The following is a 26,064-nucleotide window of genomic DNA, read 5'->3' as shown; positions in this document are numbered from 1 at the left end:
GTCCTGCGCCGCGGTATCCCATGCAGTGGGCGGCGCGCAATGCGAAGGAGCATCAGCATGAAAGCGCTGCGAAATACGCGCCAGGACGCCGGCGAGCCGGGCGGTTCGGGCGTCGAGAGCAACCGCGATTTCGATTTCACCTCGGCGGACTTCGAGCGCATTCGCGCGCTCATTCACCGCCGCGCGGGCATCTCGCTCTCGGACCACAAGCGCGACATGGCGTACAGCCGGCTGGCCCGGCGCCTGCGCACGCTCGGCCTCGACAGTTTTCGCGAGTACCTCGACCAGCTCGAAGCGCGCAACGACACGGCCGAGTGGGAAGCGTTCACGAACGCGCTCACCACGAACCTCACGGCGTTTTTCCGCGAGGCGCATCACTTCCCCATCCTCGCGGATTTCGTGAAGCGCCGCGCGGGGGGGGCAGGTGCGCAGCCGGTTTCGGTGTGGTGTTCGGCGGCCTCCACGGGCGAAGAGCCGTACTCGATCGCGATGACGCTCGTCGAAGCGCTTGGAGACCGCGCGGCGCGCGAGGCGCGCGTGCTCGCCACCGACCTCGACACCCAGGTGCTCGCCAAGGCCGACGCGGGCGTCTACTCGTTCGACCAGGTCAAGCACCTGTCGCCGGAGCGTCTGAAGCGCTTCTTCTTCAAGGGCACCGGCTCGCACTCGGGGCTCGTGAAGGTGCGCCCCGAGTTGCGCGCGATGATCAAGTTCGAGCAGCTCAATCTCACCGACGCGGACTACGGCTTGCGCACGACGTTCGACGCGATCTTCTGCCGCAACGTGATGATCTATTTCGACAAGCCGACCCAGGCGCAGGTCCTCACGCGCTTCGAGCCGCTCATGAAGCCGGACGGCCTGCTGTTCGCGGGCCATTCGGAGAATTTCACCTACGTCACGCAGGCGTTCCGTCTGCGCGGCCAGACGGTGTACGAACTCACGCGCGGCGCCGCGGCCAGTGCCGCGCCGCGCCGCGCGAACGACGCAATCGGAGTGCCCGCATGAGCGCCAGCCTCCCGATCGCGACGAACCGCTATTTCGACACGCATTTCCAGCGCCCCGGCGTCAAGCTGCTGCCCAACGAGTTCTACACGACGGGCGAGGACATGGTGCTCGTCACCGTGCTCGGCTCGTGCGTCGCGGCCTGCATTCAGGACCGCACCGCCGGCATCGGCGGCATGAACCACTTCATGCTCCCCGACGACGGCGCGGACTCCGCCCACGCGCTCACTGGCGCTTCCGACGCGATGCGCTACGGCGCCTACGCGATGGAAGTGCTCATCAACGAGCTGATCAAGGCGGGCGGCCGGCGTGAGCGCTTCGAGGCCAAGGTGTTCGGCGGCGCGGCGGTGCTCGCGGGCATGACGACGATGAACATCGGCGACCGCAATGCCGTGTTCGTGCGTCGCTATCTCGCGACCGAGAACATCCGCATCGTGGCCGAGGACCTGCAAGGCTCGCATCCGCGCAAGGTGGCGTTCCTGCCGCGCACGGGCCAGGTGATGGTCAAGAAGCTGCGTCTCTCGCAGGACACGAGCGTGGCCGAGCGCGAGCAGCAGCTCGCCGCGCAAACCCCCGAAGCGCGCGCCGAACGACTCGCGCGAGCGCGGGCGCGCGTCGAGCTGTTCGGCGTCGGCGGCGCCGGGCGCGCGGGTCCGGGCGCCACGGCGCCGGCTCATGTTGCAAATGCGGCGGCGAACGCGGCGGCCAATGCGGCGGCCAATGCGGCAGCTCATACGCCCCAGAATTCCCAATCCCAGCCGCAGGGCGCGCGCCCTCGCATCGAGCTGTTCGGCTCGAGCGTGTCGTCCGCGCTGCGCGCATCCGGTCAAGACAACGCCAGGACAGTAGAGGAGGCGTGAACGCTGTGCAAAAAATCAAGGTACTCTGCGTCGACGATTCGGCGCTGATTCGCAGTTTGATGACGGAAATCATCAACAGTCAGCCCGATATGACGGTCGTCGCCACCGCGCCGGATCCGCTCGTCGCGCGCGAGCTGATCAAGCAGCACAATCCCGACGTGCTCACGCTCGACGTGGAAATGCCGCGCATGGACGGCCTCGACTTCCTCGAGAAGTTGATGCGCCTGCGGCCCATGCCGGTCGTGATGGTGTCGTCGCTCACCGAGCGTGGCAACGAAATCACGCTGCGCGCGCTGGAACTGGGCGCCGTCGACTTCGTGACGAAGCCGAAGGTCGGCATTCGCGACGGCATGCTCGAATACTCGGAAAAGCTCGCCGACAAGGTGCGCGCCGCCGCGCGCGCCCGCGTGCGTGCGCACCATGCTCCGTCTGCTGCGCCCGCCGGCGCGGCAGCGCACGCGCACGGCCACGCCGCTGCGCACGCCGCGAGCCCGGCGCCGATGATCAACAACCCGCTCGTCTCGACCGAGAAGCTCGTGATCGTCGGCGCGTCGACGGGCGGCACCGAGGCGATCCGCGAAGTGCTGCAGCCGCTGCCGCCCGACGCGCCCGCGGTGCTGATCGCGCAGCACATGCCGCCCGGTTTCACGAAGTCGTTCGCACAGCGCCTGAACGGGCTGTGCCGCATCACCGTCAAGGAAGCGGAGCACGGCGAACGCGTGCTGCCCGGCCACGCCTACATCGCGCCGGGCCACGCACACCTCTTGCTCGCACGCAGTGGCGCCAACTACATCGCGCATCTGTCCGACGACCCGCCGGTCAACCGGCACCGTCCGTCGGTCGATGTGCTGTTTCGTTCGGCGGCGCTGCACGCGGGCAAGAACGCCATCGGCGTGATTCTCACGGGCATGGGCCGCGACGGCGCAGCCGGGCTGCTCGAAATGCGCCAGGCCGGTGCGTACACGCTCGCGCAGGACGAGGCGAGCTGCATCGTGTTCGGCATGCCGCGCGAAGCCATTGCCATGGGCGGTGCCGACGAGATCGCCTCGCTCTCAGACATGAGCCGGCGCGTGATGACCCGACTCGCCTCGATGGGCGACCGGGTTCAGCGCGTCTAATAAATTGCCGATATAGAGAGATCATGCGGGCCGCAAACGCTTGCACGATCGCTCGCGATTAATTTATCTGGATAGGCAGTGCGCTTCTCTGGATAATTGCCCGGGTTTTCGCCTGGAGGAATGGAACGTGATGGATAAGGGAATGAAGATTCTGGTGGTGGACGATTTTCCGACGATGCGCCGGATTGTCCGCAACCTGCTCAAGGAACTGGGCTACTCGAACGTCGACGAAGCCGAAGACGGTGCAGCGGGCCTTGCCCGCCTGCGCGGCGGCAACTACGAGTTCGTGATCTCCGACTGGAACATGCCGAACCTCGACGGTCTCGCCATGCTCAAGGAGATCCGCGCCGACGCGAACCTGACGCACCTGCCGGTGCTGATGGTGACGGCCGAGTCGAAGAAGGAGAACATCATCGCGGCGGCGCAGGCTGGCGCGAGCGGCTATGTGGTGAAGCCGTTCACGGCTGCCACGCTCGACGAGAAGCTCAACAAGATTCTCGAGAAGATGGCCAAGACGGGGAGCTGACGTGAACGAGCCCATCAGTGAGCAGTCCGGCGCTCATTGCGGTGAGTGGCCGGAAGGCGAGGGCGTCGAGCCGCTCCCGCAGCCTCCCGAGTTCGACTTCGCGCCGCCCGCCGCGGGCGAGGCCGGCGAGCTGGCGACGGACCGCATCCTCGCCCGCATCGGACATCTGACGCGCAGCCTGCGCGACTCGATGCGCGAACTCGGCCTCGACAAGCATGTCGAGCGCGCCGCCGAGGCGGTGCCCGACGCGCGCGACCGGCTGCGCTATGTCGCGAACATGACCGAGCAGGCCGCCGAGCGCGTGCTGACCGCGATCGACATCGCCAAGCCGCTGCAGGAAACGCTCGAACGCGACGCGAAGGAACTGACGAGCCGCTGGGCGACCTGGTACGACGCGCCGATCGGCCGCGAGGAAGTGCGCCAGCTGATGGACGACACGCGCGCCTTTGTGGATGGCGTGCCGCAAGCCACCGCGGCGACCAACCAGCAGTTGCTCGAGATCATGCTCGCTCAGGACTTCCAGGACCTGACGGGCCAGGTGATCAAGAAGATCATGGACGTGGTCTATCTGATCGAGCAGCAGTTGCTTACCGTGCTGGTCGAGAACATCGCGCCGGAGCGGCGTGAGCAGTTCGCGGCAACGGCGGCGGCGCTCGCGGAGACCCAGAGCAGCACGGGCAGTCCCGAAGGCCTGCTCAACGGGCCGCAGATCAATCCGGAAGGCAAGACCGACGTCGTGCAGGACCAGGCGCAGGTCGACGATCTGCTCGCAAGTCTCGGGTTCTGACCCTTAACATGCAGCTAACCGTTCGGTTAGCTGCCGCATGTAGTCCAAGGCGGGCATACTAGTGCTCATGCCTTTGTGCCCCACCGCGGCGAGCGTCGCGGTGGGGCACGAAGCATAGCCAGCCGTTGCCCGTCCTGCTGTGTCCCGCCGCAACGTTCCTGCGCGGCCCCGACAGCGTATGGTGCAACGCGCCATCGCAAGAGGGAGGGGACGCCTTGTATCCATACACATCGTTCTGTGGCAAGGCGGCGCGCTCGTTTGCGCGCCGCGCCGCACCCTGCCGCGCGCCCGCCGCGGCGCTTCTCGGTTCCCTGCTTTGCACACTGCTCGCGGGGCCTGCGGCTCACGCCGCGCTCGGCGGCGCGCCCATGTCCACGCCGGCGGGCGCGAGCGTCAGCACCCTGAGCGCCGCTTCGGCGGCAGCCGCGGCCGGCAACGCCTCGGCCGTTGCGCGCGCAGCGGTGCAAGGCGCGGCTTCTGGCGCTTCCTCGACTCCCGCCTACACCGTTCAGCAGACCACGCTCGCCAACGGCACCGTTGTGCGCGAGTACCTCACGCAGGCCGGCACCGTATTCGGCGTGGCCTGGGACGGCCCGCAGATGCCCAATCTCGCCACGCTGCTGGGCAGTTACTTTCCCCAATACACAGCCGGCGTGAAGGCGAGCCACGCCGCCGGTCGCGTGCGCGGGCCGGGCGTGGTCGAAAATTCTAACGTCGTCGTGCATTCGGGCGGCCACATGGGCGCCTTCTCCGGTCAGGCATGGCTGCCGCAGGCGCTGCCTGCGGGCGTCAGCGCCTCCGATATCCAGTGACGAGCGGAGGCCGAACGTGCTGACTTCAGTGCTGACTTCACGCCATTCGCGCAGCTTGTGGCTGCGCCCTTTCCGGTTTCTTTCGGGCGCCGCGCTCGTTGCCCTGGTTTCGCTCGTCGCCGCCTGCGGAGGCGGGGGCGGCAGCAGCGGTAGCAGTAGTAGCAGCAGTTCGAGCGGCAGCAATGGCAGCGGCAGCTCAACGGTTCCCAGTCCCACGCAGCAGCCCACTGCGGCTACCGCCGCGAACACCGTGGGCGTCGTCGTGAACCGCGGACTGACCGGCACGCTGCCCAACATTCCCACCGTCAGCGTGACGATTTGCGTGGCCGGCACGGGCACCTGCGAGACCGTCGACAACGTTCAGGTGGATACGGCGTCGTTCGGCCTGCGTCTGCTCGCGTCGGCGCTGCCGAACCTGCTGAACTCGCTGCCCACCGCCACGGCCAACGGCGGCACGCTCGCCGAATGCACGGCCTTCGCCGACGGTTACACGTGGGGCACCGTGCGTCCTGCCGACGTCAAGATCGGCGGCGAGACGGCCTCCAATATTCCGTTCCAGGTGATCGGCGACCTGGCCTCAAACACGGTGCCGACGGCGTGCTCGGGCTTTGGCAACGCGCAGAACACGGTGCAGGACCTGGGCGCGAACGGCATTCTCGGGATCGGCGTCGCGCCTTATGACAACATCGGCACGTATTACTCCTGCCCCGGCAACACGAACTGCGTCACCGCAACGGTCACGCAAACCCAGCTGGTGGCCAACCCCGTGCCCAAATTCGGCACGGACGGCAACGGCGTGATCCTCGAGATGGCGCCCGTGTCCGATAGTGGCGCGCCCAGCGCGACGGGCACGCTCGTGTTCGGCATCGGCACGCAGTCGAACAACGCGATGACGGCCTCGCAAACCTTCAACACGGACTCGTGGGGCAGGCTCAGCTCTACGTTCAACGGGCGCACGCTCCAGACCTTCCTCGACTCGGGTTCGAACGCGATCTTCTTCGTCGACAGCGCCCTGCCGCAGTGCGGCGGCAATCTCGGCACGTTCTATTGCCCAACGTCGACGCAATCCTTCAGCGCGGCGCTCGTTTCCAATAACGGCGCAACGACCGGCACCGCGAGCTTCAATGTTGCGAACGGGAACGCATTGCTCGGCAGCGGCGCGAACTATGCGGCCAACAACCTGGCAGGGCAGTTCGGCTCGGCGGCGGCGCTCGACCTGGGGTTGTCGTTCTTCTACGGCCGCTACGTCTACTACGGCATGGACATGACCGCGTCCGGGGGCAAGGCGCCCTACGTCGCGTTCTGAAATTGCAGGCGCCCGGGGGCGTTCGCCGTGAAGTTTGCGGCCCGCGAGCGCGTGCGCGCATCGCGCGCCGGCGTTCGCCGGTGATGCCGCCCCGGTTCCATCGGCCGAAATACCCTGATTTCCCCGTCCTACTCCGTCAATCGCTGCTTGGCTCCGGCGGCAATAATCGCTGTCACTGAAAAAGGGCGCGCGCCAGCCGCGCAGCCGCGACGAGCGGCGCGTGCCCGCGACCGGAGCATGCGTGGCTGAGGACAGCGACCTCGAGAAAACCGAATCCGCCACTCCCAAGCGCCTCGAAAAGGCGCGGGAGGAGGGGCAGGTTCCGCGTTCCCGGGAGCTGGCGACGTTCGCGCTGCTCTCGGCGGGCTTCTATGGCACGTGGATGCTCTCCGGCACGATCGGCGAGCATCTGCAGGCCATGATGCGCGGCGCGTTCACGTTCAATCACGCGGGGGCGTTCGAAACAAGCCGCATGCTCATCGGCGCCGGCGTCGCCGCGCGCGAGGGGCTCATGGCGCTCATGCCGGTGCTCGCGCTCACGGGGCTCGCCGCCCTGCTCGCGCCGATGGCGCTCGGCGGCTGGCTCATCTCGACGAAGGCGCTTCAGCCGAACTTCGGCCGCCTCAATCCGATGTCGGGCCTGGGGCGGATCTTCTCCGTGAACGGGCCGATCCAGCTCGGCATGTCGCTCGCCAAGACGCTCGTGGTGGGCGTGATCGGCGGCTGGGCGCTATGGAGCCGGCGCGACGAGATCCTCGGGCTCGCCATGCAGCCCGCGCCGCGCGCGTTCGCCGACGCGATGCATCTGATCGGTGTGTGCTGCGGCATGACGGTCGCCGGCATGTTCGTGGTCGCCGCGCTCGACGTGCCGTACCAGCTCTGGTCGTACTACCGCAAGCTGCGCATGACCAAGGAAGAAGTGAAGCGCGAGCACAAGGAAAACGAAGGCGATCCGCACGTGAAGGGGCGTATTCGCCAGCAGCAGCGCGCCGCCGCGCGCCGCCGCATGATGACCCAGGTGCCCAAGGCCGACGTGGTCGTGACCAACCCGACGCACTTCGCCGTCGCGCTCAAGTACGCCGATGGCGAGATGCGCGCGCCGAAGGTCGTCGCCAAGGGCGTGAACCTCGTGGCCGCACGCATCCGCGAGATCGCGGCCGAGAACAACGTGCCCCTGCTCGAAGCGCCGCCGCTCGCCCGTGCGCTCTATTACAACGTCGACCTCAACCGCGAAATTCCGGGGCCGCTCTACGGCGCGGTCGCCCAGGTGCTCGCGTGGGTCTATCAGCTCAAGCGCTTTCGCGAGCATGGCGGCGACGTGCCGATGGAGCCGACCGACCTCGACGTGCCACCCGAAATGGACAAGGGCGCGATGAGCGGCGAAGACGAAGCCAGCGAAGCCGACGAAGCGCTCACACCCGAGGAGCGCGCGGCCGCCGAGGCCGCCAGTCGCGCGAACGCGGCAAATTCCACGAACGCGGCGAACGCGGCGAACGCGGCGAACGCAAACAACGCATCGAACACCGCTGGCCGCGCCGATACAAACCCGGCGCGCGACGGCACTGAAGGAGCAACAGAATGAACGCCCGCACCGGTTTCCTCGCGCGGCGCCCGGAGATGCTGCAAAGCACGAATCTGCGCGCGCTGGCGGGACCGATCCTGATCTGCATGATCCTCGGCATGATGATCCTGCCGTTGCCGCCGTTCCTGCTGGATCTGCTGTTCACCTTCAACATCGCGCTTTCGGTGATGGTGCTGCTCGTCAGCATGTACACCATGAAGCCGCTCGACTTCGCGGCGTTCCCGAGCGTGCTGCTGTTCTCCACGCTCCTGCGGCTCTCGCTGAACGTGGCCTCCACGCGTATCGTGCTGCTCGAGGGCCACACCGGCCCGGGGGCAGCTGGCCAGGTGATCGAGTCGTTCGGGCACTTCCTCGTGGGCGGCAACTTCGCCGTCGGTATCGTGGTGTTCGTGATCCTCATGGTCATCAACTTCATGGTGATCACGAAGGGCGCGGGCCGTATCGCCGAAGTCTCCGCGCGCTTCACGCTCGACGCGATGCCCGGCAAGCAGATGGCGATCGACGCCGACCTGAACGCGGGCCTCATCAACGAAGACGCGGCCCGCAAGCGCCGCAGCGAGATTGCCCAGGAAGCCGAGTTCTACGGCTCGATGGACGGTGCGAGCAAGTTCGTGCGCGGCGACGCCATCGCCGGCCTGCTGATCATGGTGATCAACATCGTGGGCGGCCTGATCGTGGGCGTCGTGCAGCACGGCATGCCGCTCGCCTCGGCGGGCGAGACCTACACGCTGCTCACCATCGGCGACGGCCTCGTCGCGCAGATTCCGTCGCTCGTCATCTCGACGGCGGCCGGCGTGATCGTCTCGCGCGTGGCGACCAACGAAGACATCGGCACGCAGCTCACCGGCCAGCTCTTCACGAACCCGCGCGTGCTCATGATCACGGGCACGATCATCGTCATGATGGGCCTGATTCCGGGCATGCCGCACTTCGCGTTTCTGCTGCTCGGCGGCGGCTCGATCCAGCTTGGCCGCACGTTGAAGAAGAACGCCGCGGCGAAGAAGGCGAGCGCCGTGATCGCCGACGCCGCGCCGGCCGCGCTTACGCCCGTCGAAAACACCGAGGCGACCTGGGACGACGTCGCGCTCATCGACACGCTCGGCCTCGAAGTGGGCTACCGCATCATTCCGCTCGTCGACAAGAACACCGACGGCGAGCTGCTCAAGCGCATCAAGAGCATCCGCAAGAAGTTCGCGCAGGAAATCGGCTTCTTGCCGCCCGTCATCCATATTCGTGACAACCTGGAGCTGCGCCCGAACGCCTACCGCATTGCGTTGAAGGGCGTGGAAGTGGGCACGGGCGAGGCCTACCCGGGACAGTGGCTCGCGATCAACCCGGGCCAGGTGAGCGCGGTGCTGCCCGGCACGCCGACCACGGACCCGGCGTTCGGCCTGCCCGCCGTGTGGATCGATTCGAACGTGCGCGAGCAGGCGCAGGTGTTCGGCTACACGGTGGTCGATTCGAGCACGGTGGTGGCGACGCACCTGAATCACCTCGTCGTCATGCACGCGGCCGAGCTGCTCGGGCGCCGCGAAGTGCAGGCGCTGCTCGAGCGCGTGCAGAAGGACACGCCTTCGCTCGTGGACGACCTCGTGCCGAAGGTGCTGCCGGTCACGACGCTGCAGAAGGTGCTGCAGAACCTGCTGGAAGAGGGCGTGCCGATCCGCGACATGCGCACGATCATGGAATCGCTCGCGGAGCACACGCCGCGCATCACCGACGCACACGATCTGACCGCGGCGGTGCGCATCGCGCTCGGCCGCGCGATCACGCAGCAATGGTTCCCCGGCAACGCCGACATGCAGGTGATGGGCCTCGACGCGAACCTCGAGCGCGTGCTGTCGCAGACGCTCACCTCGGGCCCGAACCCCGGCCTCGAACCGGGGCTCGCGCATACGCTGCTCACTCAGACGGAGCAGGCGATGGGGCGTCAGCAGGCACTGGGTCTCGCGCCGGTGATGCTCGTGCAGCATGCGCTGCGGCCCATGCTGTCACGCTTCCTGCGCCGCAGCCTGCCGCAGCTCAAGGTGCTGTCGTATGCCGAGGTGCCGGATACGCGCAACGTGAAGGTGGTGAACGTGATTGGGGCGCATTGATCGCGCTGCCGCGTCTGAATGAGAAGAAGCCCGCTTTTTGCGGGCTTTTTCATTAGCCGAGGCGCGTGCGAGCCTTCCCGCGCGCAATTTTTCCCCGCCCGCCTCCCTCCGCCACCGATTCCGCGAATTGCCCGCATTTCTCCGCCTTGATCCATCGATCATGGGGGGCTCACCTTCGAAATAATTCCAACATCGGAAAAGGCCTTGCACAGGACGGCAGGCCGGCAGCAATCCAGCGCCATTCCAGCAACAGACGACCGGCGGCGGCATTGGCCGCTCACCTCATCAGGGGCTTAGCTTGAACATTCGCAAATTCATCGGTGGCACCAGCCGCGACGCGTTACGGCTCGTACGCGAAGCGTTGGGTGCGGACGCCGTCGTCCTGTCGAACCGCACGCTCGACGACGGCAGCGTCGAAATCGTCGCGCTCGCGGACCGCGATCTCGCGGCGATCGCGCCGGCCGATGCTGCCGCGGCGCAAGGCCTGGGCGGCCTCGTGGCTCAGGGTGGCCAAGGCGCCCCGTTCGCACAGCCCTCCGCCGCCATGACGCAAATGTCGCGCGCGCCGCGCACCGCGCCTGGCGCCGCCCCCGCGGCGCTCGCCGCCCCGATCGGCAGTGCGAACCCCTACGCGAGCGGCATGCCGGATGTGTTCTCCTCGGTGTTCGGCGCGAGCCCGGAAGTGGGCGTCGAAAATGGCGGCGCGAGCGCCGACGCCGATGCCGACGGCGACCACGCCGCCGACACCGCCGTCTCGCTCGGCAAGGAAGCAGCGGCCGCGTCCGCCGCCCTCGCGCCGCTTTCGGCTTCGTCGCCTTCCTCACGTGCGGCAGCGGGCCAGCAGGCCGCGCAATCGGCGATGCCGCCGACGCTGCAATCCGCGATGCAGGCCGCGCAATCGCAACAAGCTGTTCCGCATCCGCATTCGCCGCTGCAAATGGCGCTGCAGGCCGCGACCGAGTCGCTCGCCGCGCCGGCCTTTGCGCCATCGTTTGCGTCCACGGCGCCGGCCGCGAACGCGAGCGCCCAGGCCGCCGCACGCGAAGCCGCAGCGCGGCTCGAGCAGGCCGCCGCCGCGCCGGCGGGCGATGCGCCGCGCACGATGGCCGAGACGAACCCCTGGCTGATCGACCACGCCCGCCGCATCGCGAACCAGCAGAACGCGCCGCGCGTGCCGGGCATGACGCCCGCTGCCGCCGCCGCGCGCGGTCTTGGCAGCGTCGCCGACCCGGTGCTGCCGCACGACGTCGATGCCAGCACGCCCGACTGGGCGCTCGAGGCCGCGCATGTCGCCGCGCGCCGCGCCGCGCAGCGTCTCGGCCACGGTCCGGAAGCCGCCGGCCCCGCGCCCGGCAACCGCAATGCGCAGGGCGCCGATGGCGCCAACGCGGCGCAAACCGTCAGCGAAGCGATTCGCGCGCGCATCGAGCAGGTCGTCAACGAAACCGTGATGAACGAGCTCGCCTCCATGCGCGGCATGATGGAAGAGCAGTTCGCGGGCCTCCTGTGGGGCGAGCGCCAGCGCCGCAGCCCGGTGCAGGGCGCGCTCACCAAGCAGCTGTTCGCCGCGGGCTTCTCGGCGCAGCTCGTGAAGATGATGATCGACCGCCTGCCCGACGTGCAGACCGAAGAGGCCGGCATGGAGTGGCTCCAGTCGGTGCTCGAATCGAACCTGCCCGTGCTCGAAGACGAAGAAGCGCTCATGGAGCGCGGCGGCGTGTTCGCGCTGATGGGCCCGACGGGCGTGGGCAAGACCACGACCACGGCGAAGCTCGCCGCGCGCTGCGTGATGCGCTTCGGCGCGAGCAAGGTGGCGCTGCTCACCACCGACAGCTACCGTATCGGCGGCCACGAGCAACTGCGCATCTTCGGCAAGATCCTCGGCGTTTCGGTGCACGCGGTGCGCGACGGCGCGGACCTCCAGCTCGCGCTCACCGAACTCAAGAACAAGCACATCGTGCTGATCGACACGATCGGCATGAGCCAGCGCGACCGCGCCGTGGCCGACCAGATCGCCATGCTGTGCGGCGCGGGCCGCCCGGTGCAGCGCCTGTTGCTGCTCTCGGCGACCAACCACGGCGACACGCTCAACGAAGTCGTGCAGGCCTACCAGAGCGGTCCGGACGACGCGCCGCTCACGGGCTGCATCCTCACCAAGCTCGACGAAGCGACCAACCTCGGCAGCGCGCTCGACACCGTGCTGCGCTACAAGCTGCCGGTGCATTACGTCTCCACGGGCCAGAAGGTCCCCGAGAACCTTTACGTGGCGACGCGCCGCTTCCTGATCCGCAGCGCTTTCTGCATTCCGCGAGAGAGTTCGCCGTTCGTGCCGCACGAAGACGATATCCCGGCGCTGCTGTCGGCACTCTCGACGCGTTCGAATTCGCAGGCTCACGAGGTCAGGTTTGGATAAGTTCGTAATCGATCAGGCCGAAGGGCTGCGGCGGCTTCTCGCGCGCGAAGGCTCGCGCGTGGTCGCGGTGACGGGCGGTGCAGGTTCGCCCGGGCGCACGACCACGGTGGTCAATCTCGCCGCGGCGCTCACCGCGCAGGGCAAGGACGTGCTCGTGATCGACGAGTGCCTGGGACCCCGCTCGGTCTGTGCGCTGGTGGGCGGCGTGCGCGGCGCAGGCAACTTCGCCGCCGTCATGCGCGGCGAGCGCACGCTCGAGGAAGCCGTGGGCCGCCATGCGCTCGGCTTCGGCGTGCTGGCCGCCTCGCGCGACAACCGTGCGCAGTACACGGCCGCGCAGCTGCAGAAGGTCATTTCGGGTCCCGCGGACATTGTCTTGATCGACGCGCAGCTCGACGCCGAAGGCGCGCTTTCGCCGCTCGCCATGCACGCGCACGACGTGCTGATCGTGATGCGCATCGGTGCGCAGTCGATCACGGACGCCTACGCGTGCATGAAACGGCTGCACTTCGCGCATGCGATCGCGCAGTTCCGCGTGCTCGCGAATCATGTGGCGAACGCAAGCGACGCGCAGGCCGCGATCGAGAACCTCGCGGGGGTGGCGAGCCGCTACCTGAGCGTGTCGCTCGACAGCGCCGGAAGCGTCGCCGCCGATCAGCACATGGCGCAGGCGCTCAGGCTCGCGCGCTGCATCGTCGATGCGTTTCCGTCGACGGCCGCCGCGCGCGATTTCCGCCACGTGGCCGCCGAATTGCCGCACTGGCCGATGCGACCCGCGGTCTCGGCGTGCTCGCCGGCCACGGCGCGCGCCAGCGCAGCGTTATTCGGCGCGACGGACGAAGAACATGAAGCGGCGGCCCAAGCACCCGCCGACGATCTGGACGGCGCGCCGCAAGCCGGCGTCCAGCCCCACGCTACGCAAGCAACAAACGCCGCACACAGCACGCTCGCCGCGAACGCCGATTCGTTCGTTGCGGTCGTGACGGGTGTGCATCCCGCACCCAACGCAACATCCGCGTCCGCGCCGTCCCATGTGGGCTGGCGCACCGATACGCCCGCGCAGCGGACGTCGCCGCAGCACGTCTGACGTGCGCACGACGACGCCAATAGGGGAGATGAGAAGTGGAGAGCACGATGTATAACGCTCAAGGAAAGATTTCGCAGGCCGACGTGCTTGCGAAGTACGCGCCGCTCGTCCGGCGGCTTGGCTTGCAGCTCGTCGCCAAGATGCCGGCGAGCGTGGACCTCGACGACCTGATCCAGGCCGGCATGATCGGCCTGCTCGACGCGGCCAACCGCTACAAGGAAGATCAGGGTGCGCAGTTCGAGACCTATGCGAGCCAGCGCATTCGCGGCGCGATGCTCGACGAGCTGCGCAGCAACGACTGGCTGCCGCGCAGCCTGCGCCGCACCTCGCGCGAAGTGGAAAGCGCGGTGCACAAGGTGGAGCAGCGGCTCGGGCGCTCGGCGAGCGAGACGGAGATCGCCGAGCATCTGAGCATGCCGCTCGACGAGTATCAGAGCATGCTGCAGGAACTGCACGGCAGCCAGCTCATCTACTACGAAGACTTCGACCGCTCCGCCGAGGACGAACCGTTCCTCGACCGCTACTGCGTCGATCATTCGGACCCGCTTTCGGCGCTGCTCGACGGCAGCCTGCGCGGCGCGCTCGTCGAGGCGATCGAGCGGCTGCCCGAGCGCGAGAAGCTGCTCATGTCGCTCTATTACGAGCGCGGCATGAACCTGCGCGAAATCGGCGCGGTGATGGAGGTGAGCGAGTCGCGCGTGTGCCAGCTGCACAGCCAGGCGGTGGCGCGCTTGCGCACGCGGCTGCGCGAGATGTCGTGGGCCGGCCAGGAGAATTGAGGCGGTAGACGGTCTGCGCGGCTGCCGGCGCGGGCTGGTGCGGTGAAAGAGCCGGAGTGCGTGAGCCCTCCGGCTTTTTGTCGGTGCAGTGGACTCGCGCAAACAAAAAAGCCGAAGCATCGCCGCTTCGGCTTTTGTCTTTGGCGAACGATCTGCGTGCGCGCTTACAGCCCGAACGCCGGCAGCCGTCCATCGGGACCGTACAGCATCGCGCCGTTGCCCGTTTCGCCGCGCAGGATCGAGAGCGCGCGGCGGTTATGCTCCATGCGCGTGCGGATCATCATGCCAATGGTGAGATTCTTGCGGCGCGCGCGCTCCGTCGACCCCTTGAGCAGCGCCCACTGGCTTGCAAGACGCGCATCGCCGTCGCAGGCCATTTCGATGCCCTTGCGGCCGCCTGGCAGGCCGAGGCCGGCCAGTTGCGCGTCGCGCGCCTTTTCCAGGCCCGCGAGACGCTGCGTGAGCGTCGTCTTCTGCTCGACGATCTGCGGCAGCGCCTCCATGCCGTCGGCCGACACGAGCGCCTTCTCTTCATAGGCGAGCAGCGACGCGAACGCCTCGACCGTGGCGTGTTCGTCGATCAGTGTGGCCAACAGGGCATCTTTCATTGCAAGGCACCAAAAAAGCGAGGTTTGCGCGGCGCTCGCGCATCGGGCTTCAGTTGCCCGACGTCGGCTTCATGAGGTCGCGCGCGGTCTGGATCACGCCGTCGGCAATCTTGCCGGAATCGATCTGCAACGTGCCGTTGCGGATCGCGTCCTTGATCGACTGCACGTGCGCCGTGTCGATGTCGGCGGAACCGCTCGCCGCGAGCGAGCGCATCGTCGACGAGAGCGACGAGAGGCTCACGTTCGCGCCGCCTTGAGCGGCGGGAGTCGTGCTGCCTGCCGCGCCGGAGGTGGCCGCGGTGTCGGTGCTGGCGGCGCCTACGCCGGTCGAATCGGCTTGCGAGCGCGCGAGGCCATCCTGCAGCGTGCGCGGATCATTGCGGGTGGAGGAGTCAACTTTCACGATGGGCGTTCCTGATCGATTTGACCTTGATAACGGCACAGGTCGGGCGGAACTTTAGCCGAAAATCCCAACGTTACATGCTGTTACGTGTGCTGGCGCACCAAGCCGGAAACGGCCGGATCGGGCCGCCGGACGGGGCTCAGCGCACCCTGATCCGGCCCCTTACCAGCGCTTACGGCCCTAGATCTGCACCTGCACGGTACCTGCGTCCTTGACCACGCCCGAGATGATCTGGCCGGCGCTCGTGCGTACGCGCACCTGCTGGCCGGGCTCGGCGTTGTTAAGCGCGCTGCCCTCGGCGGAGATCGTGAAGTTGCTGCCTACGGCGATCACCTTGACCGTCTGTCCGATGACGACCGAGGCAGCGCTGCGCAGCATGTCGGTGCGCAGCGGCAGGCCCGCGGAAATGCGCGCGAGCGCGACGGCGCCCGTCGCCTGGTTGGGATCGGTGATGATGGTCTGCGGCAGGTTCGCGAGGTCCCCCGCGCGCGGCATGAAATCGGCGGCCGAAAGGGCTTCGCCCGCGCCGATCTGGCGCGAGGCCACGTAGTACGTCACGTCCACGGCAATGCGCGCGCTCACATAGAGCGTCCACGGCTTCGCGCCGACGCAGCGCACGCCCACGGTCGTGTGTCCATAGGTGCGCGCGCCCGGCGGCATGAACGGCTCGAGCGAGGTGCAGGCGGCGAGGCCGCGCGGAAACACCGGCGCGACCGTGATGCTCACGTGGCCCGGCAAGCCCGCCGACTGCTGCTGCAGGAAGGCGAGCGCGACGGCGCGGATCGATTCGCCGTCCTGCTGGCCCGGCGGCGTGGCCTGCACGTTCGTGGCGACGGCGCTGGTATTGGGATTGGGCGGCGCGCCGGCGCTTGCGCTGGCAACCGGCTTCGCGCCCGCGAGCGTCGCCGCGCCGGCGTCCACGACCACCGGGGCGACGCGGTTCGCGGCGCTCGACAGGTTCACGCGCTGCAGCGCGCCCGCGTTGTTCGCATTGGCCGCCGGCACGCGCATGGGCTGGGCGCTCGCGCCCGGCGCGGGAACCGTGACGATGCGCGGCGCGTCGCCTTGGGACGCGCGCTCGCCGGGACCCGGAATCGTGATCATGCCGTTCGACTCGACGCCCGCGCGCGCATCCTCGGGCACGCCGCGCGAATTCAGATCGGCGTAGCTGGCCGCGCGCAGCGGCGCGGCCTCATTGGCGGGAGCACTGCTGGCCGCCGGCGCGGCGGGCTTCTTCGCGTTGCTCGCGAGCAGCGCGTTCATCTGCGCGGCGTCGGAGCCCGAGCGGTCGCCGGGGCCCGCAATGAAAATCTGGCCGCCGGCGCCTTCAGGTTGCGCCGGAGTTTGTGCATGAGCGAGCGTGCCGCCAAAGGGCGCGCCGCCAAAGGGCGCTCCGCCCAAGGCGCAGGCGAGCACGCACGCCCAGGACGCGCGCCACGACAGCGCGCGCGCACGCCGCTCCAGGCCGGCGTGCGGCCTACGCAAGGTGGCAGTCTGCGGCATTGTCGTTCTCCATCGAATGCATTGACACGCCTCGCATTCTAGGCGGCGGCCCCCGCGCGCTAGCGTCGAATAGAGGGGCGCTTTACCGGCTATTCGTCCGATTGGTTCTTGTCACCCCCGCCTAATATTCCACACCATGCGCAAAGGCCTTCGGACCACGCGCCTAACGTTTGCGCCGCTTTCCCCGCCTTTTGGCGAGCCCGCCGCGCTCACGCCGAATCCTTTTCGTTTCACGGAGAACGCCCGATGCTGGACAAACTCGATGCCGAATTCGCCTTTGGGCGCGAAGCGCTCGATGTGCGCGCCACGCGGCAGGCATTGATCTCTTCGAACATCGCGAATGCCGACACGCCGGGCTACCAGGCGCGCGACGTGGACTTCTCGGCCTCGCTGGCCGGCGCGCTGCGCCAGACGGGCGCCGGCGGCACGGTGGGCATGAAGGCCACCTCGGGCGGCAACGCCCAGCCGCTTGCCATGGCGCAGCCCGCGGGCGTGACGAGCGGCATGCAGATGGCGTCCACGGAATCGGGCCACATGGCCGGCGACGCGAAGCTGATCCCGACTGGCGGCCCGGCCGACACCTACAAGAGCCAGCTCATGTACCGCACGCCGGTGCAGCCCGCGCTCGACGGCAACACGGTCGATCTCGACACCGAACGCGTGCAGTTCGCCGACAACGCGCTGCACTTCGAGTCGGGCATGACGGTGGTCTCGCAGCAGATCAAGACGATGCTCTCCGCGATCACCTCGGGTTCGAGCTGATCGCCGCACGCGGCGCAGCCGGAAAACGCAGTAACGAAGCCATGAACGACCAACGCGCGCGTGACGCGCACCTGATGTGAGGTCAACGAAACCATGCCATCCCTGATGAACATTTTCAGCGTTGCGGGCTCCGCCATGACGGCGGAATCGCAGCGCCTGAACGTGACGGCGTCCAATCTCGCCAACGCCGACAGCACGACCGGCCCCGACGGCCAGCCGTACAAGGCGAAGCAGGTCGTGTTCGCGGTGAATCCGCTCGGCGGCGCGCGCACGGCCTCGGGCCAGCAGGTGGGCGGTGTCAGGGTGACCGGCGTCGTGGACGACCCCACGCCGATGAAAGAGACCTACGACCCCGACAATCCCTCCGCCAACGCGGACGGCTACGTGACGATGCCCAACGTCGATCCGGTGCAGGAGATGGTGAACATGATCTCGGCGTCGCGCTCGTACCAGGCCAACGTCGAAACGCTGAACACGGCCAAGACGCTGATGCTCAAGACGCTCACGATCGGAACGTAAAGCGGGAACCTGAAGCACGGCACGCCGCAGCAACAGAGACTGCAGCAAGCACAAGAGACCAGCAGGCGCGAAACGAAAGAGCGCCCGCCACCCACACGCCAAGCACGAAGCGCAATCGAGGGAGAACGCGTTGAGTTCCAGCAACACAACCATTGGCGGCAGCACCGCCACCGTGTCGCAGCAACTGCTCGACACCATGAACGGCACGAGCTCGAGTTCGTCGTCGTCGTCGAGCGGCACGAGCGCGAGCGACCTGCAGACCACCTTCTTGCGGATGCTCGTCGCGCAATTGCAGAACCAGGACCCGACTAATCCGATGGACAGCTCGCAGATGACCTCGCAGCTCGCCCAGATCAACACGGTCTCGGGCATCCAGCAGCTCAATACGTCGCTGTCATCGCTCTCCACGCAGCTTTCGGCTGGCCAGAACGCGCAGGCTGCGCTGCTCATCGGCTCGACCGTGCTCGCTCCGGGCAGCAGCGCCGCCGTGTCGAGCGGGACATCGCCGCAACTCGGCGTCACGCTGCCAGCGGCGGTGTCGGACGTGAAGCTCACGATCACCAATTCGGCAGGCCAGGTCGTCAACACCCTCGACCTCGGCGCGCAGTCGGCCGGCACCGTGCCGGTCACCTGGAACGGCAAGGACAGCTCGGGCAACACGGTCGCCGACGGCACCTACACGATCAGCGCCAGCGCGACGACCAACGGTCAGTCCGCCACGGCAACCGCGCTCGTCGCGAGCCAGGTGCAGGGCGTGGTCCAGCAGTCGGACGGCACGGCGAGCCTCTCGCTCGCCAACGGCAAAACGGTCGCGCTTTCGAGCGTCGGCGCCATTCTCTGAACACGATAAAGGCGGAGTAGACAAACATGGGCTACCAGCAAGGATTGAGCGGCCTCGCCGCGTCGTCGAACGACCTCGACGTGATCGGCAACAACATCGCCAACGCGAACACCGTTGGCTTCAAGCAGAGCACGGCGCAGTTCGCCGACGTCTACGCGAACACCATCGCGACGTCGGTGGGCAACCAGATCGGCCTCGGCGCGTCGCTCCAGACCGTGCAGCAGGACTTCGCGCAAGGCACGATCAGCACGACGGGCCAGGCGCTGAACGTCGCCATCAACGGCAATGGCTTCTACCAGATGTCGAACAACGGCACGATCACGTATTCGCGTAACGGCGTGTTCCAGCTCGACAAGAACGGCTTTATCACCGACGCGTCGGGCAATGACCTGATGGGCTATGCCGCCAGTTCGACCGGCGTGGTCAATACGGCGCAAACCGTGCCGCTGCAGGTGCCGACCACCAACATCGCGCCGGTTGCGACCAAGAACATTACGGCGCAGCTGAACCTGAACGCGCAGGCCACGACGCCGACCACGACGCCCTTCAGCGCAACCGACTCGCAGAGCTACACGTATTCGACGTCGGTCACGGCCTACGACACGCTCGGCGGCACCCAGACGGTCAACATGTATTTCGCGAAAGACGCGACGAGCGGCCAGTGGGACGTTTATGCCGGTCAGACCGGCTCGGTGACGAAGCTCGGCACGGCACAGTTCAGCTCGTCCGGCGCGCTCCAGAGCATCACGGCCTCGGGCACGGCAACGACCAACGGGACCACGTCGCTCACGTTCAACATTACGCCGGCGGACGGCTCCACGACGCCCCAGTCGCTTACGCTCGACCTCGCGGGCACGACGCAGTACGGCTCGGCCAACGGCGTGAACAACCTCGCCCAGGACGGCTACGCGAGCGGCACGCTCTCGAACTTCTCGATCGGCGCGGACGGCACCATCACGGGCAATTACTCGAACGGCCAGACCATGGCGCTCGGCCAGATCGTGCTCGCCAACTTCAACAACCCGAACGGCCTTTTGAACCTGGGCGGCAACCAGTTCCAGCAAACGGCGGCCTCGGGCGTCGCGCAGGTCTCCACGCCGGGCAGCACGAACCACGGCACGCTCACGGGCGGCGCGCTCGAAGCGTCGAACGTCGACTTGACGAACCAGCTCGTCGACCTGATCACGGCCCAGCGCAACTACCAGGCGAACGCGCAGACCATCAAGACGCAGCAGACCGTCGACCAGACGCTGCTGCAGATGTAACGCGTCTAACCACGTACCGGGCACATCATGGACCGACTCATTTATACCGCGATGACGGGCGCGAGCCAGGCGCTCGAGCAGCAGGCCGTCGTCGCGAACAACCTCGCGAACGTCTCGACCACGGGCTTTCGCGCGCAGCTCGCCAACTTTCGCGCCGTGCCGATGTCGTTCGGCGACGGCTCGACGGTGAACGACCAGACCACGCGCACCTACGTGCTCTCGGCGACGCCTGGCTCGGACATGACGCCCGGTGCGATTTCGCATACCGGCAACCCGCTCGACATCGCGATCCAGGGCCAGGGTTTCATGGCCGTGCAGACGGCCGACGGCAACGAGGCCTATACGCGTGCGGGCAACCTCCACGTCGATGAAAACGGCCAGCTCGTCACGGCCGCCAACCTGCAGGTGATCGGCGGCGGCGGCCCGATCGCGGTGCCGCCCGGTTCGGCGATCACGATCGGCAAGGACGGCACGGTTTCGGCCATTGCGCCGGGCAGCCCCGCCAACGCGATCGCCATGATCGACCAGATCAAGTTCGTCAACCCGCCGTCGGGTGCGCTCACGCGCGGTGACGACGGTCTTTTCCACACGTCGGACGGCAACCCCGCCGACGCGGACCAGACCGTGCAGGTCGCGACCGAGTCGCTCGAGGGCAGCAACGTGAACCCGGTGGCGGCGATGGTCTCGATGATCACCAACGCGCGCCAGTTCCAGATGCAGACCAAGCTGCTCTCGAACGCCGACCAGAACGAGCAGAGCGCGAACCAGCTGCTCAACTTCAGCTAAGCCATTTCAAGTTAAATGAAGGCCGCCTCGCGCCGCGCGCGAGGCCGGACCGGGAGAAAGACACCGTGAACCGATCGCTTTACATCGCCGCCACCGGCATGAGCGCCCAGCAGGCGCAAATGGACGTGATTTCGAACAACCTCGCGAACGTGAGCACCAATGGCTTCAAGGGCTCGCGCGCAGTGTTCGAGGACCTCATGTACCAGACGCTGCGCCAGCCGGGTGCGAACTCGACCCAGCAAACCGAACTGCCTTCGGGCAGCCAGGTGGGCACGGGCGTGCAGCAGGTGGCAACCGAGCGTCTCTACACGCAGGGCAATCTGCAGCAGACCGGCAACTCGAAGGACGTGGCGATCAACGGCGCGGGCTTCTTCCAGGTGCAGATGCCCGACGGCACGACGGCCTACACGCGCGACGGCTCGTTCCAGACCAACTCGCAAGGCCAGCTCGTGACGGCGAGCGGCTATCAGGTGATCCCGGCGATCACGGTGCCCGCCAACGCCACCTCGCTCACCATCGGCAGCGACGGCGTGGTGACGGTCACGACGCCGGGCTCGAGCAACAACACGACCATCGGCACGCTGCAGCTCGCCATGTTCATCAACCCGACCGGCCTGCAGTCGAACGGGCAGAACCTGTTGTCGGAAACGGCTTCGTCGGGCACGCCCACGGTTTCCACGCCGGGCCAGAACGCTTCGGGCACGCTCAACCAGGGCTACGTCGAATCGTCGAACGTGAACGTCGTGCAAGAACTCGTGAACATGATCGAGACGCAGCGCGCCTACGAAATCAACAGCAAGGCGGTCACCACTTCTGACCAGATGCTGCAAACCCTCAGCCAGATGCAGGTCTGAGGTCTCTCTGGTTAATCAAGTCGGTGAAGAATATGTCGCAGTCCGTTCGAAACCATCCTCGCATCCGCGCGCGGCATCCGGGCAATCCCCGGGCGCTCGTGGCGGCTGTGGCGCTCGCGACGCTGGCGGGCTGCGCCTACCTACCCAACCGGCAGCCGATCACGCAGCAGCCCATGACGGCCGTGCCGCCTCCGCCGCCCGTGAATACCTCGCCGGGCGCGATTTACAACCCCGGCTACGCGGGACGGCCGCTCTTCGAGGACCAGCGTCCGCGCAATACCGGCGACATCCTCACGATCGTCATCTCCGAAAACATCAACGCGACCAAATCGTCGGGCGCGGCCACCAAGCGCGGCACCAGCGCGAGTTTCTCGGGCACCGCGAACTTCCTGCCGGGCTTCTTCAACCGCGCGAACCTGAATACGACAGGCGCGAACCAGTTCGACGCCACGGGCGGCGCGAACGCCTCGAACACGTTCACGGGCGTCATCACCGTGACCGTGACGAACGTGCTGCCCAACGGCAATCTCGTCGTCTCCGGCGAGAAGCAGATGCTCATCAACCAGGGCAATGAATACGTGCGCTTCTCCGGCGTCGTCAATCCGAACACCGTTGCCGGAGACAACTCCGTGCTATCGACCGACGTCGCCGACGCGAAGATCGAATACTCCGCGAAAGGCGTGATCGACGAAGCCGAGACGATGGGCTGGCTGCAACGCTTTTTCCTGAACATCGCGCCATGGTGAAGATCCGCTTCCATCGTTCGCGCCGCTCGCGCGTGAAGGACGTGCTCGCCGCACTCGGCGTGGCGTTCGGCTTCGTGCTGGCCTGCGGCGCACTCGTCGCCTACGCGACGCCGGCGCGCGCCGAGCGCGTGAAAGACCTTGCGACCTTCCAGGGCGTGCGCGACAACCCGCTGATCGGCTACGGCCTCGTGGTGGGTCTCGACGGCACCGGCGACCAGACGACCCAGGCACCGTTCACCACGCAGACGCTCGCGAACATGCTCGCGAACCTCGGCATCTCGATCAACAACACGTCGAGCTCGTCGGGTTCCTCGTCGACGCTCAACAACATGCAGTTGAAGAACGTCGCCGCGGTGATGGTGACGGCGGTGCTGCCGCCGTTCGCGCGGCCGGGCGAGCAGATCGACATCACGGTGTCGTCGCTCGCCAACGCGAAGAGCATTCGCGGCGGCACGCTGCTGCTCACGCCGCTCAAGGGCGCTGACGGCCAGGTCTACGCGCTCGCGCAGGGCAACGTGGCCGTGGGCGGCGCGGGCGCCTCGGCCAACGGCAGCAGGGTGCAGGTGAACCAGCTCGCCGCGGGCCGCATCGCGGGCGGTGCGATCGTCGAGCGCTCGGTGATCTCGCCGGTTTCGCAGCAAGGCGGTCTGCTCACGCTGACCGTCAACGACATGGATTACGATACGACGCAGCGCATCGTCTCGGCCGTCAACAACATGTTCGGCCCGGGCACGGCCTCGCCGCTCGACGGCCGCACGATCCAGGTGCACGGGCCGGCCGATCCGGGGTCGCAGGTGGGCTTCATCGCGCAGATCCAGGACCTCAACGTGAATCCGGCCACGCCGGCCGCGAAGGTGATCCTGAACGCGCGCACCGGCTCGATCGTCATGAACCAGATGGTGACGCTGGAGAGCTGCGCGGTCGCGCACGGTAATCTCTCGGTCGTCGTGAACACGCAGACGGCGGTAAGCCAGCCCGGCGCGTTCTCCAATGGCCAGACGGTGGCGACGCGCCAGTCGCAGATCCAGTTGAAGCAGGACAACGGATCGCTCAAGCTCGTCACGGCGGGCGCCAATCTCGCCGAAGTCGTGAAAGCGCTCAACGCGCTGGGCGCTACGCCGGCGGATCTGATGTCGATCCTGCAGGCGATGAAGGCGGCGGGTGCACTGCGCGCCGACCTCGAGATCATCTAAGGGGTGTAACTTGGATAATACGAAGAACATCGGCGGCGGCAGCCTCGACCTCACCAACCGCTTCGCGCTCGACGTGCAGGGCTTCGACTCGATGCGCGCCGCGGCGAACGCCTCGCCCCAGCAGGGCGTGAAGATGGCCGCGAAGCAGTTCGACGCGGTCTTCACGCAGATGATGCTCAAGAGCATGCGCGAAGCGACGCCCGACGACGGCCCGCTCGACTCGCACGACGGCGCGCAGTTCACCTCGATGATGGACCAGCAGCTCGCCCAGCAGATGTCGAACAAGGGCATTGGCGTGGCGAACGCGATGCTCAAGCAGCTCATGCGCAGCATGGGCGGCGCGGCCGGTGCCGATGGCGCCGGCGGTGCGGGCGGTGCGGGCGGCGTGGCGGGCGCGATCTCGGGGCTTTCGGGCAAGGACGCGAACGAGGGCAACCTCGCGATGCTCAACGCGCTCGGCCGCGCCTACGGCAACGCTGCCGCCAACGGCGCGCTCGCCAACGGCTCGGGCTACAGCGGCAACAGCGCGCTCACGCCGCCGATCAAGGGCAACGGCGACGCCTCCGTGGACGCCTTCGTCGACAAGCTCGCCAACGCCGCGCAGCAGGCCAGCTCGACCACGGGTATTCCGGCGCGCTTCATTCTCGGCCAGGCGGCGCTCGAATCGGGCTGGGGCAAGCGCGAGATCAAGAACGCCGACGGCTCGGCGAGCCACAACGTGTTCGGCATCAAGGCGAGCAAGGACTGGACCGGCAAGACCGTCTCGACGGTCACGACCGAGTACGTGAACGGCCAGCCGCATCGTGTGGTGGAGAAGTTCCGCGCCTACGACTCGTACGAAGACGCGATGACCGACTACGCCACGCTGCTCAAGAGCAACCCGCGCTACGCGTCGGTGATCAACGGCTCGAAGAGCGCGGAAAGCTTCGCGCACGGCATGCAGCGCGCGGGCTACGCCACCGACCCGCACTACGCGAAAAAGCTGCTGACCATCATGCAGCGGATGGCCTGACGATCGATTCGACGGCCCGCGCCGCGGTTGACGTCAATTAGGCTGCCGCAAACGTTGCCTCGGCGCAGTTGCCGGAAGAAGCTGCACACGCGTGTTTCATGCAGGGAAAAGGCATATTTTTTTTACGCCCAATCCCTAAATTTTTCGTAATGTCTGCCGCTAATGCAGGCGAGATGGAAAAGCAATCCGGGCGGTCGGACCGCCCGAACGGCGCGTGCGGAAAGGGTCCGCTCTCGCGCCGGCACGTTCACGAATTCCCGGCAGGCCGATGAATACCGTTCAGTCGAATCCACAGGAAGCAAGCGAGGGCGCCGAGGGTGCCGACGGCTCCCACGATTTTGGGCGCCGCAATCCGCTCGAGATCGGCGTCCAGCTACGCAATCTCGTCAATCGCGGCGACTTCCTGACCCTCCAGTATCGCGGCGGACAGCTCGTCACGCGCATTCTGGCCGTCAACGGACGCGAGCGCACTTTCGTATTCGACTGGGGCGCGATCCCCGAGCAGAACACGGGCGTGCTCGCCGCGCCCGAGTGCCTGTTCCACGCCTCGCCCGACGGTGTGCGCGTGGAGTTCAAGACGGCTACGCCGCGGCGCACCGAGTTCGAAGGGCACCCCGCGTTCGAAGCCGATTTCCCCGAAGTGCTGTTCTACGTGCAGCGGCGCGAGTACTTCCGCGTCGATACGCCCGTGCTCGAGCCGTGCATCTGCCGCGGCGAACTGCCGAGCGGCGGCCCGCGCTTCGCGTACGAGGTGCATGACCTCTCGCTCGGCGGCCTCGGGCTGCGTACGACCGAGGAGCGCGTCGCGGATCTCGCCATGGGGCTCGTGCTGCCCGACGTCGAGCTCGACCTGCGCGCGCACGGCAAGCTGCGCGTCGATCTCGCGCTCGTCGTGCTGCGTTTCATCGATCTGCCCAACGGCGATCGCCGCTATCACCTGGGCTTTCGCTTCGACGCGCTGCCCGGCGCCTCCGAGAACACGCTGCAGCGCTATATCACGCAGCTCGAGATGAAGCGCCGCGCGCTCGCGCGCGTCTGAGCGGCTCAGCCTCACCCGCACGATCCGCCACACCCTGGCCGGCGCAGCGCATGTTGCGCCGGTTCACCCGACGCGCGGCAGCCGCGCACGCGCTCGCTCGCTAACGTTTTCGCCCTCATCGGGCGCTCAATTTTTGCAGTGCGTTGCCGTTATACCGTGAGTACA

The 26,064-nt window shown here is 67.3% G+C and carries 23 protein-coding genes and 3 pseudogenes; 23 read left to right on the top strand and 3 right to left on the bottom strand.

Features of this window, described 5'->3' with window-relative positions; genetic code table 11:
- Positions 1-57: 57 nt before the first annotated feature.
- The 12 genes and pseudogenes from M3A49_RS18315 to M3A49_RS18260 all read left to right on the top strand — a co-directional run bounded on the left by M3A49_RS18315 (position 58) and on the right by M3A49_RS18260 (position 14,368).
- Positions 58-1,005: a CheR family methyltransferase gene (locus tag M3A49_RS18315; protein ID WP_266229991.1), complete on the top strand. Its 948-nt coding sequence runs from the start codon at positions 58-60 to the stop codon at positions 1,003-1,005.
- Positions 1,002-1,862, top strand: a complete 861-nt coding sequence (gene cheD / locus M3A49_RS18310; protein WP_266229990.1) for a chemoreceptor glutamine deamidase CheD — start codon at positions 1,002-1,004, stop codon at positions 1,860-1,862. The genes M3A49_RS18315 and cheD overlap by 4 nt, the downstream gene beginning before the upstream one ends.
- Positions 1,863-1,921: 59 nt before the next feature.
- Positions 1,922-2,980, top strand: coding sequence for a protein-glutamate methylesterase/protein-glutamine glutaminase (locus M3A49_RS18305; protein ID WP_375542628.1), 1,059 nt, complete (start codon positions 1,922-1,924; stop codon positions 2,978-2,980).
- A gap of 130 nt (positions 2,981-3,110) precedes the next feature.
- Complete coding sequence (gene cheY / locus M3A49_RS18300; protein WP_028203354.1) at positions 3,111-3,506, top strand: chemotaxis response regulator CheY; 396 nt, start codon at positions 3,111-3,113, stop codon at positions 3,504-3,506.
- Between the two features lie 130 nt (positions 3,507-3,636).
- Entirely contained in the window at positions 3,637-4,293 is a 657-nt protein-coding gene (gene cheZ, locus M3A49_RS18295; RefSeq protein WP_051481355.1) for a protein phosphatase CheZ, read from the top strand.
- A 311-nt stretch (positions 4,294-4,604) separates the two neighbouring features.
- Positions 4,605-5,105, top strand: coding sequence for a DUF2844 domain-containing protein (locus M3A49_RS18290; RefSeq protein ID WP_266230173.1), 501 nt, complete (start codon positions 4,605-4,607; stop codon positions 5,103-5,105).
- 55 nt (positions 5,106-5,160) lie between these two features.
- Positions 5,161-6,411 carry a DUF3443 domain-containing protein gene (locus M3A49_RS18285; protein ID WP_266230171.1) on the top strand — a complete coding sequence of 417 codons (1,251 nt, stop codon included), beginning with the start codon at positions 5,161-5,163 and terminating at the stop codon, positions 6,409-6,411.
- Positions 6,412-6,652: 241 nt separating this feature from the next.
- Positions 6,653-7,858, top strand: a pseudogene (flhB, locus tag M3A49_RS18280) (flagellar biosynthesis protein FlhB); the annotation flags it as partial.
- Positions 7,859-7,989: 131 nt separating this feature from the next.
- Positions 7,990-10,089, top strand: a complete 2,100-nt coding sequence (flhA, locus tag M3A49_RS18275) for a flagellar biosynthesis protein FlhA (RefSeq protein ID WP_266229987.1) — start codon at positions 7,990-7,992, stop codon at positions 10,087-10,089.
- A gap of 298 nt (positions 10,090-10,387) precedes the next feature.
- Positions 10,388-12,502 (top strand): flagellar biosynthesis protein FlhF, encoded by a 2,115-nt coding sequence (gene flhF / locus M3A49_RS18270; RefSeq protein WP_266229986.1) that lies wholly within the window; start codon positions 10,388-10,390, stop codon positions 12,500-12,502.
- Positions 12,495-13,277, top strand: a pseudogene (locus tag M3A49_RS18265) (MinD/ParA family protein); the annotation flags it as partial. The gene flhF and the pseudogene M3A49_RS18265, both read left to right, overlap by 8 nt.
- Positions 13,278-13,636: 359 nt before the next feature.
- Positions 13,637-14,368, top strand: coding sequence for an RNA polymerase sigma factor FliA (locus M3A49_RS18260; RefSeq protein ID WP_254344869.1), 732 nt, complete (start codon positions 13,637-13,639; stop codon positions 14,366-14,368).
- A gap of 164 nt (positions 14,369-14,532) precedes the next feature.
- Here the strand turns inward: M3A49_RS18260 and M3A49_RS18255 are convergent, their stop codons facing one another.
- The 3 genes from M3A49_RS18255 to flgA form a co-directional block, all read right to left on the bottom strand.
- A complete protein-coding gene (locus tag M3A49_RS18255) occupies positions 14,533-14,976 on the bottom strand; it encodes a flagella synthesis protein FlgN (protein WP_028203359.1) in 444 nt (147 codons plus the stop codon).
- A gap of 49 nt (positions 14,977-15,025) precedes the next feature.
- Complete coding sequence (flgM, locus tag M3A49_RS18250; protein ID WP_254358118.1) at positions 15,026-15,379, bottom strand: flagellar biosynthesis anti-sigma factor FlgM; 354 nt, start codon at positions 15,377-15,379, stop codon at positions 15,026-15,028.
- 180 nt (positions 15,380-15,559) lie between these two features.
- Positions 15,560-16,882 carry a flagellar basal body P-ring formation chaperone FlgA gene (gene flgA / locus M3A49_RS18245; protein WP_266229985.1) on the bottom strand — a complete coding sequence of 441 codons (1,323 nt, stop codon included), beginning with the start codon at positions 16,880-16,882 and terminating at the stop codon, positions 15,560-15,562.
- Between the two features lie 246 nt (positions 16,883-17,128).
- Here flgA and M3A49_RS18240 point away from each other — a divergent pair, with 246 nt between their 5' ends.
- From M3A49_RS18240 to M3A49_RS18195, 11 genes and pseudogenes are all read left to right on the top strand, one after another.
- A complete protein-coding gene (locus tag M3A49_RS18240; protein ID WP_266229983.1) occupies positions 17,129-17,644 on the top strand; it encodes a flagellar basal body protein in 516 nt (171 codons plus the stop codon).
- A gap of 93 nt (positions 17,645-17,737) precedes the next feature.
- Positions 17,738-18,163 (top strand): flagellar basal body rod protein FlgC, encoded by a 426-nt coding sequence (gene flgC, locus M3A49_RS18235; RefSeq protein ID WP_028203363.1) that lies wholly within the window; start codon positions 17,738-17,740, stop codon positions 18,161-18,163.
- Positions 18,164-18,359: 196 nt separating this feature from the next.
- Positions 18,360-19,004 carry a flagellar hook assembly protein FlgD gene (locus tag M3A49_RS18230; protein WP_081771589.1) on the top strand — a complete coding sequence of 215 codons (645 nt, stop codon included), beginning with the start codon at positions 18,360-18,362 and terminating at the stop codon, positions 19,002-19,004.
- Between the two features lie 26 nt (positions 19,005-19,030).
- Positions 19,031-19,090: pseudogene (locus M3A49_RS42695) on the top strand (hypothetical protein); the annotation flags it as partial.
- The gene (flgE, locus tag M3A49_RS18225; RefSeq protein WP_416338977.1) at positions 19,085-20,269 is read left to right on the top strand and encodes a flagellar hook protein FlgE; all 1,185 of its coding nucleotides are present in this window, start codon (positions 19,085-19,087) and stop codon (positions 20,267-20,269) included. The pseudogene M3A49_RS42695 and the gene flgE, both read left to right, overlap by 6 nt.
- 27 nt (positions 20,270-20,296) lie before the next feature.
- The gene (flgF, locus tag M3A49_RS18220) at positions 20,297-21,055 is read left to right on the top strand and encodes a flagellar basal-body rod protein FlgF (RefSeq protein ID WP_254358114.1); all 759 of its coding nucleotides are present in this window, start codon (positions 20,297-20,299) and stop codon (positions 21,053-21,055) included.
- Between the two features lie 65 nt (positions 21,056-21,120).
- On the top strand, positions 21,121-21,909 hold the full coding sequence (gene flgG / locus M3A49_RS18215; RefSeq protein ID WP_266229981.1) for a flagellar basal-body rod protein FlgG: 789 nt from the start codon (positions 21,121-21,123) through the stop codon (positions 21,907-21,909).
- A gap of 14 nt (positions 21,910-21,923) precedes the next feature.
- Entirely contained in the window at positions 21,924-22,655 is a 732-nt protein-coding gene (locus M3A49_RS18210) for a flagellar basal body L-ring protein FlgH (RefSeq protein WP_416338976.1), read from the top strand.
- Positions 22,649-23,848, top strand: coding sequence for a flagellar basal body P-ring protein FlgI (locus M3A49_RS18205; protein ID WP_051481339.1), 1,200 nt, complete (start codon positions 22,649-22,651; stop codon positions 23,846-23,848). The genes M3A49_RS18210 and M3A49_RS18205 overlap by 7 nt, the downstream gene beginning before the upstream one ends.
- Before the next feature lie 10 nt (positions 23,849-23,858).
- Entirely contained in the window at positions 23,859-24,860 is a 1,002-nt protein-coding gene (gene flgJ, locus M3A49_RS18200) for a flagellar assembly peptidoglycan hydrolase FlgJ (protein ID WP_266229979.1), read from the top strand.
- A gap of 268 nt (positions 24,861-25,128) precedes the next feature.
- On the top strand, positions 25,129-25,899 hold the full coding sequence (locus M3A49_RS18195) for a flagellar brake protein (RefSeq protein WP_266229978.1): 771 nt from the start codon (positions 25,129-25,131) through the stop codon (positions 25,897-25,899).
- The last annotated feature ends 165 nt before the right edge of the window (positions 25,900-26,064 follow it).

This window comes from Paraburkholderia sp. CNPSo 3076, assembly GCF_026343935.1.
GTDB classification, from domain to species: domain Bacteria; phylum Pseudomonadota; class Gammaproteobacteria; order Burkholderiales; family Burkholderiaceae; genus Paraburkholderia; species Paraburkholderia nodosa.
This window is presented reverse-complemented; position numbering and strand designations above follow the sequence as displayed.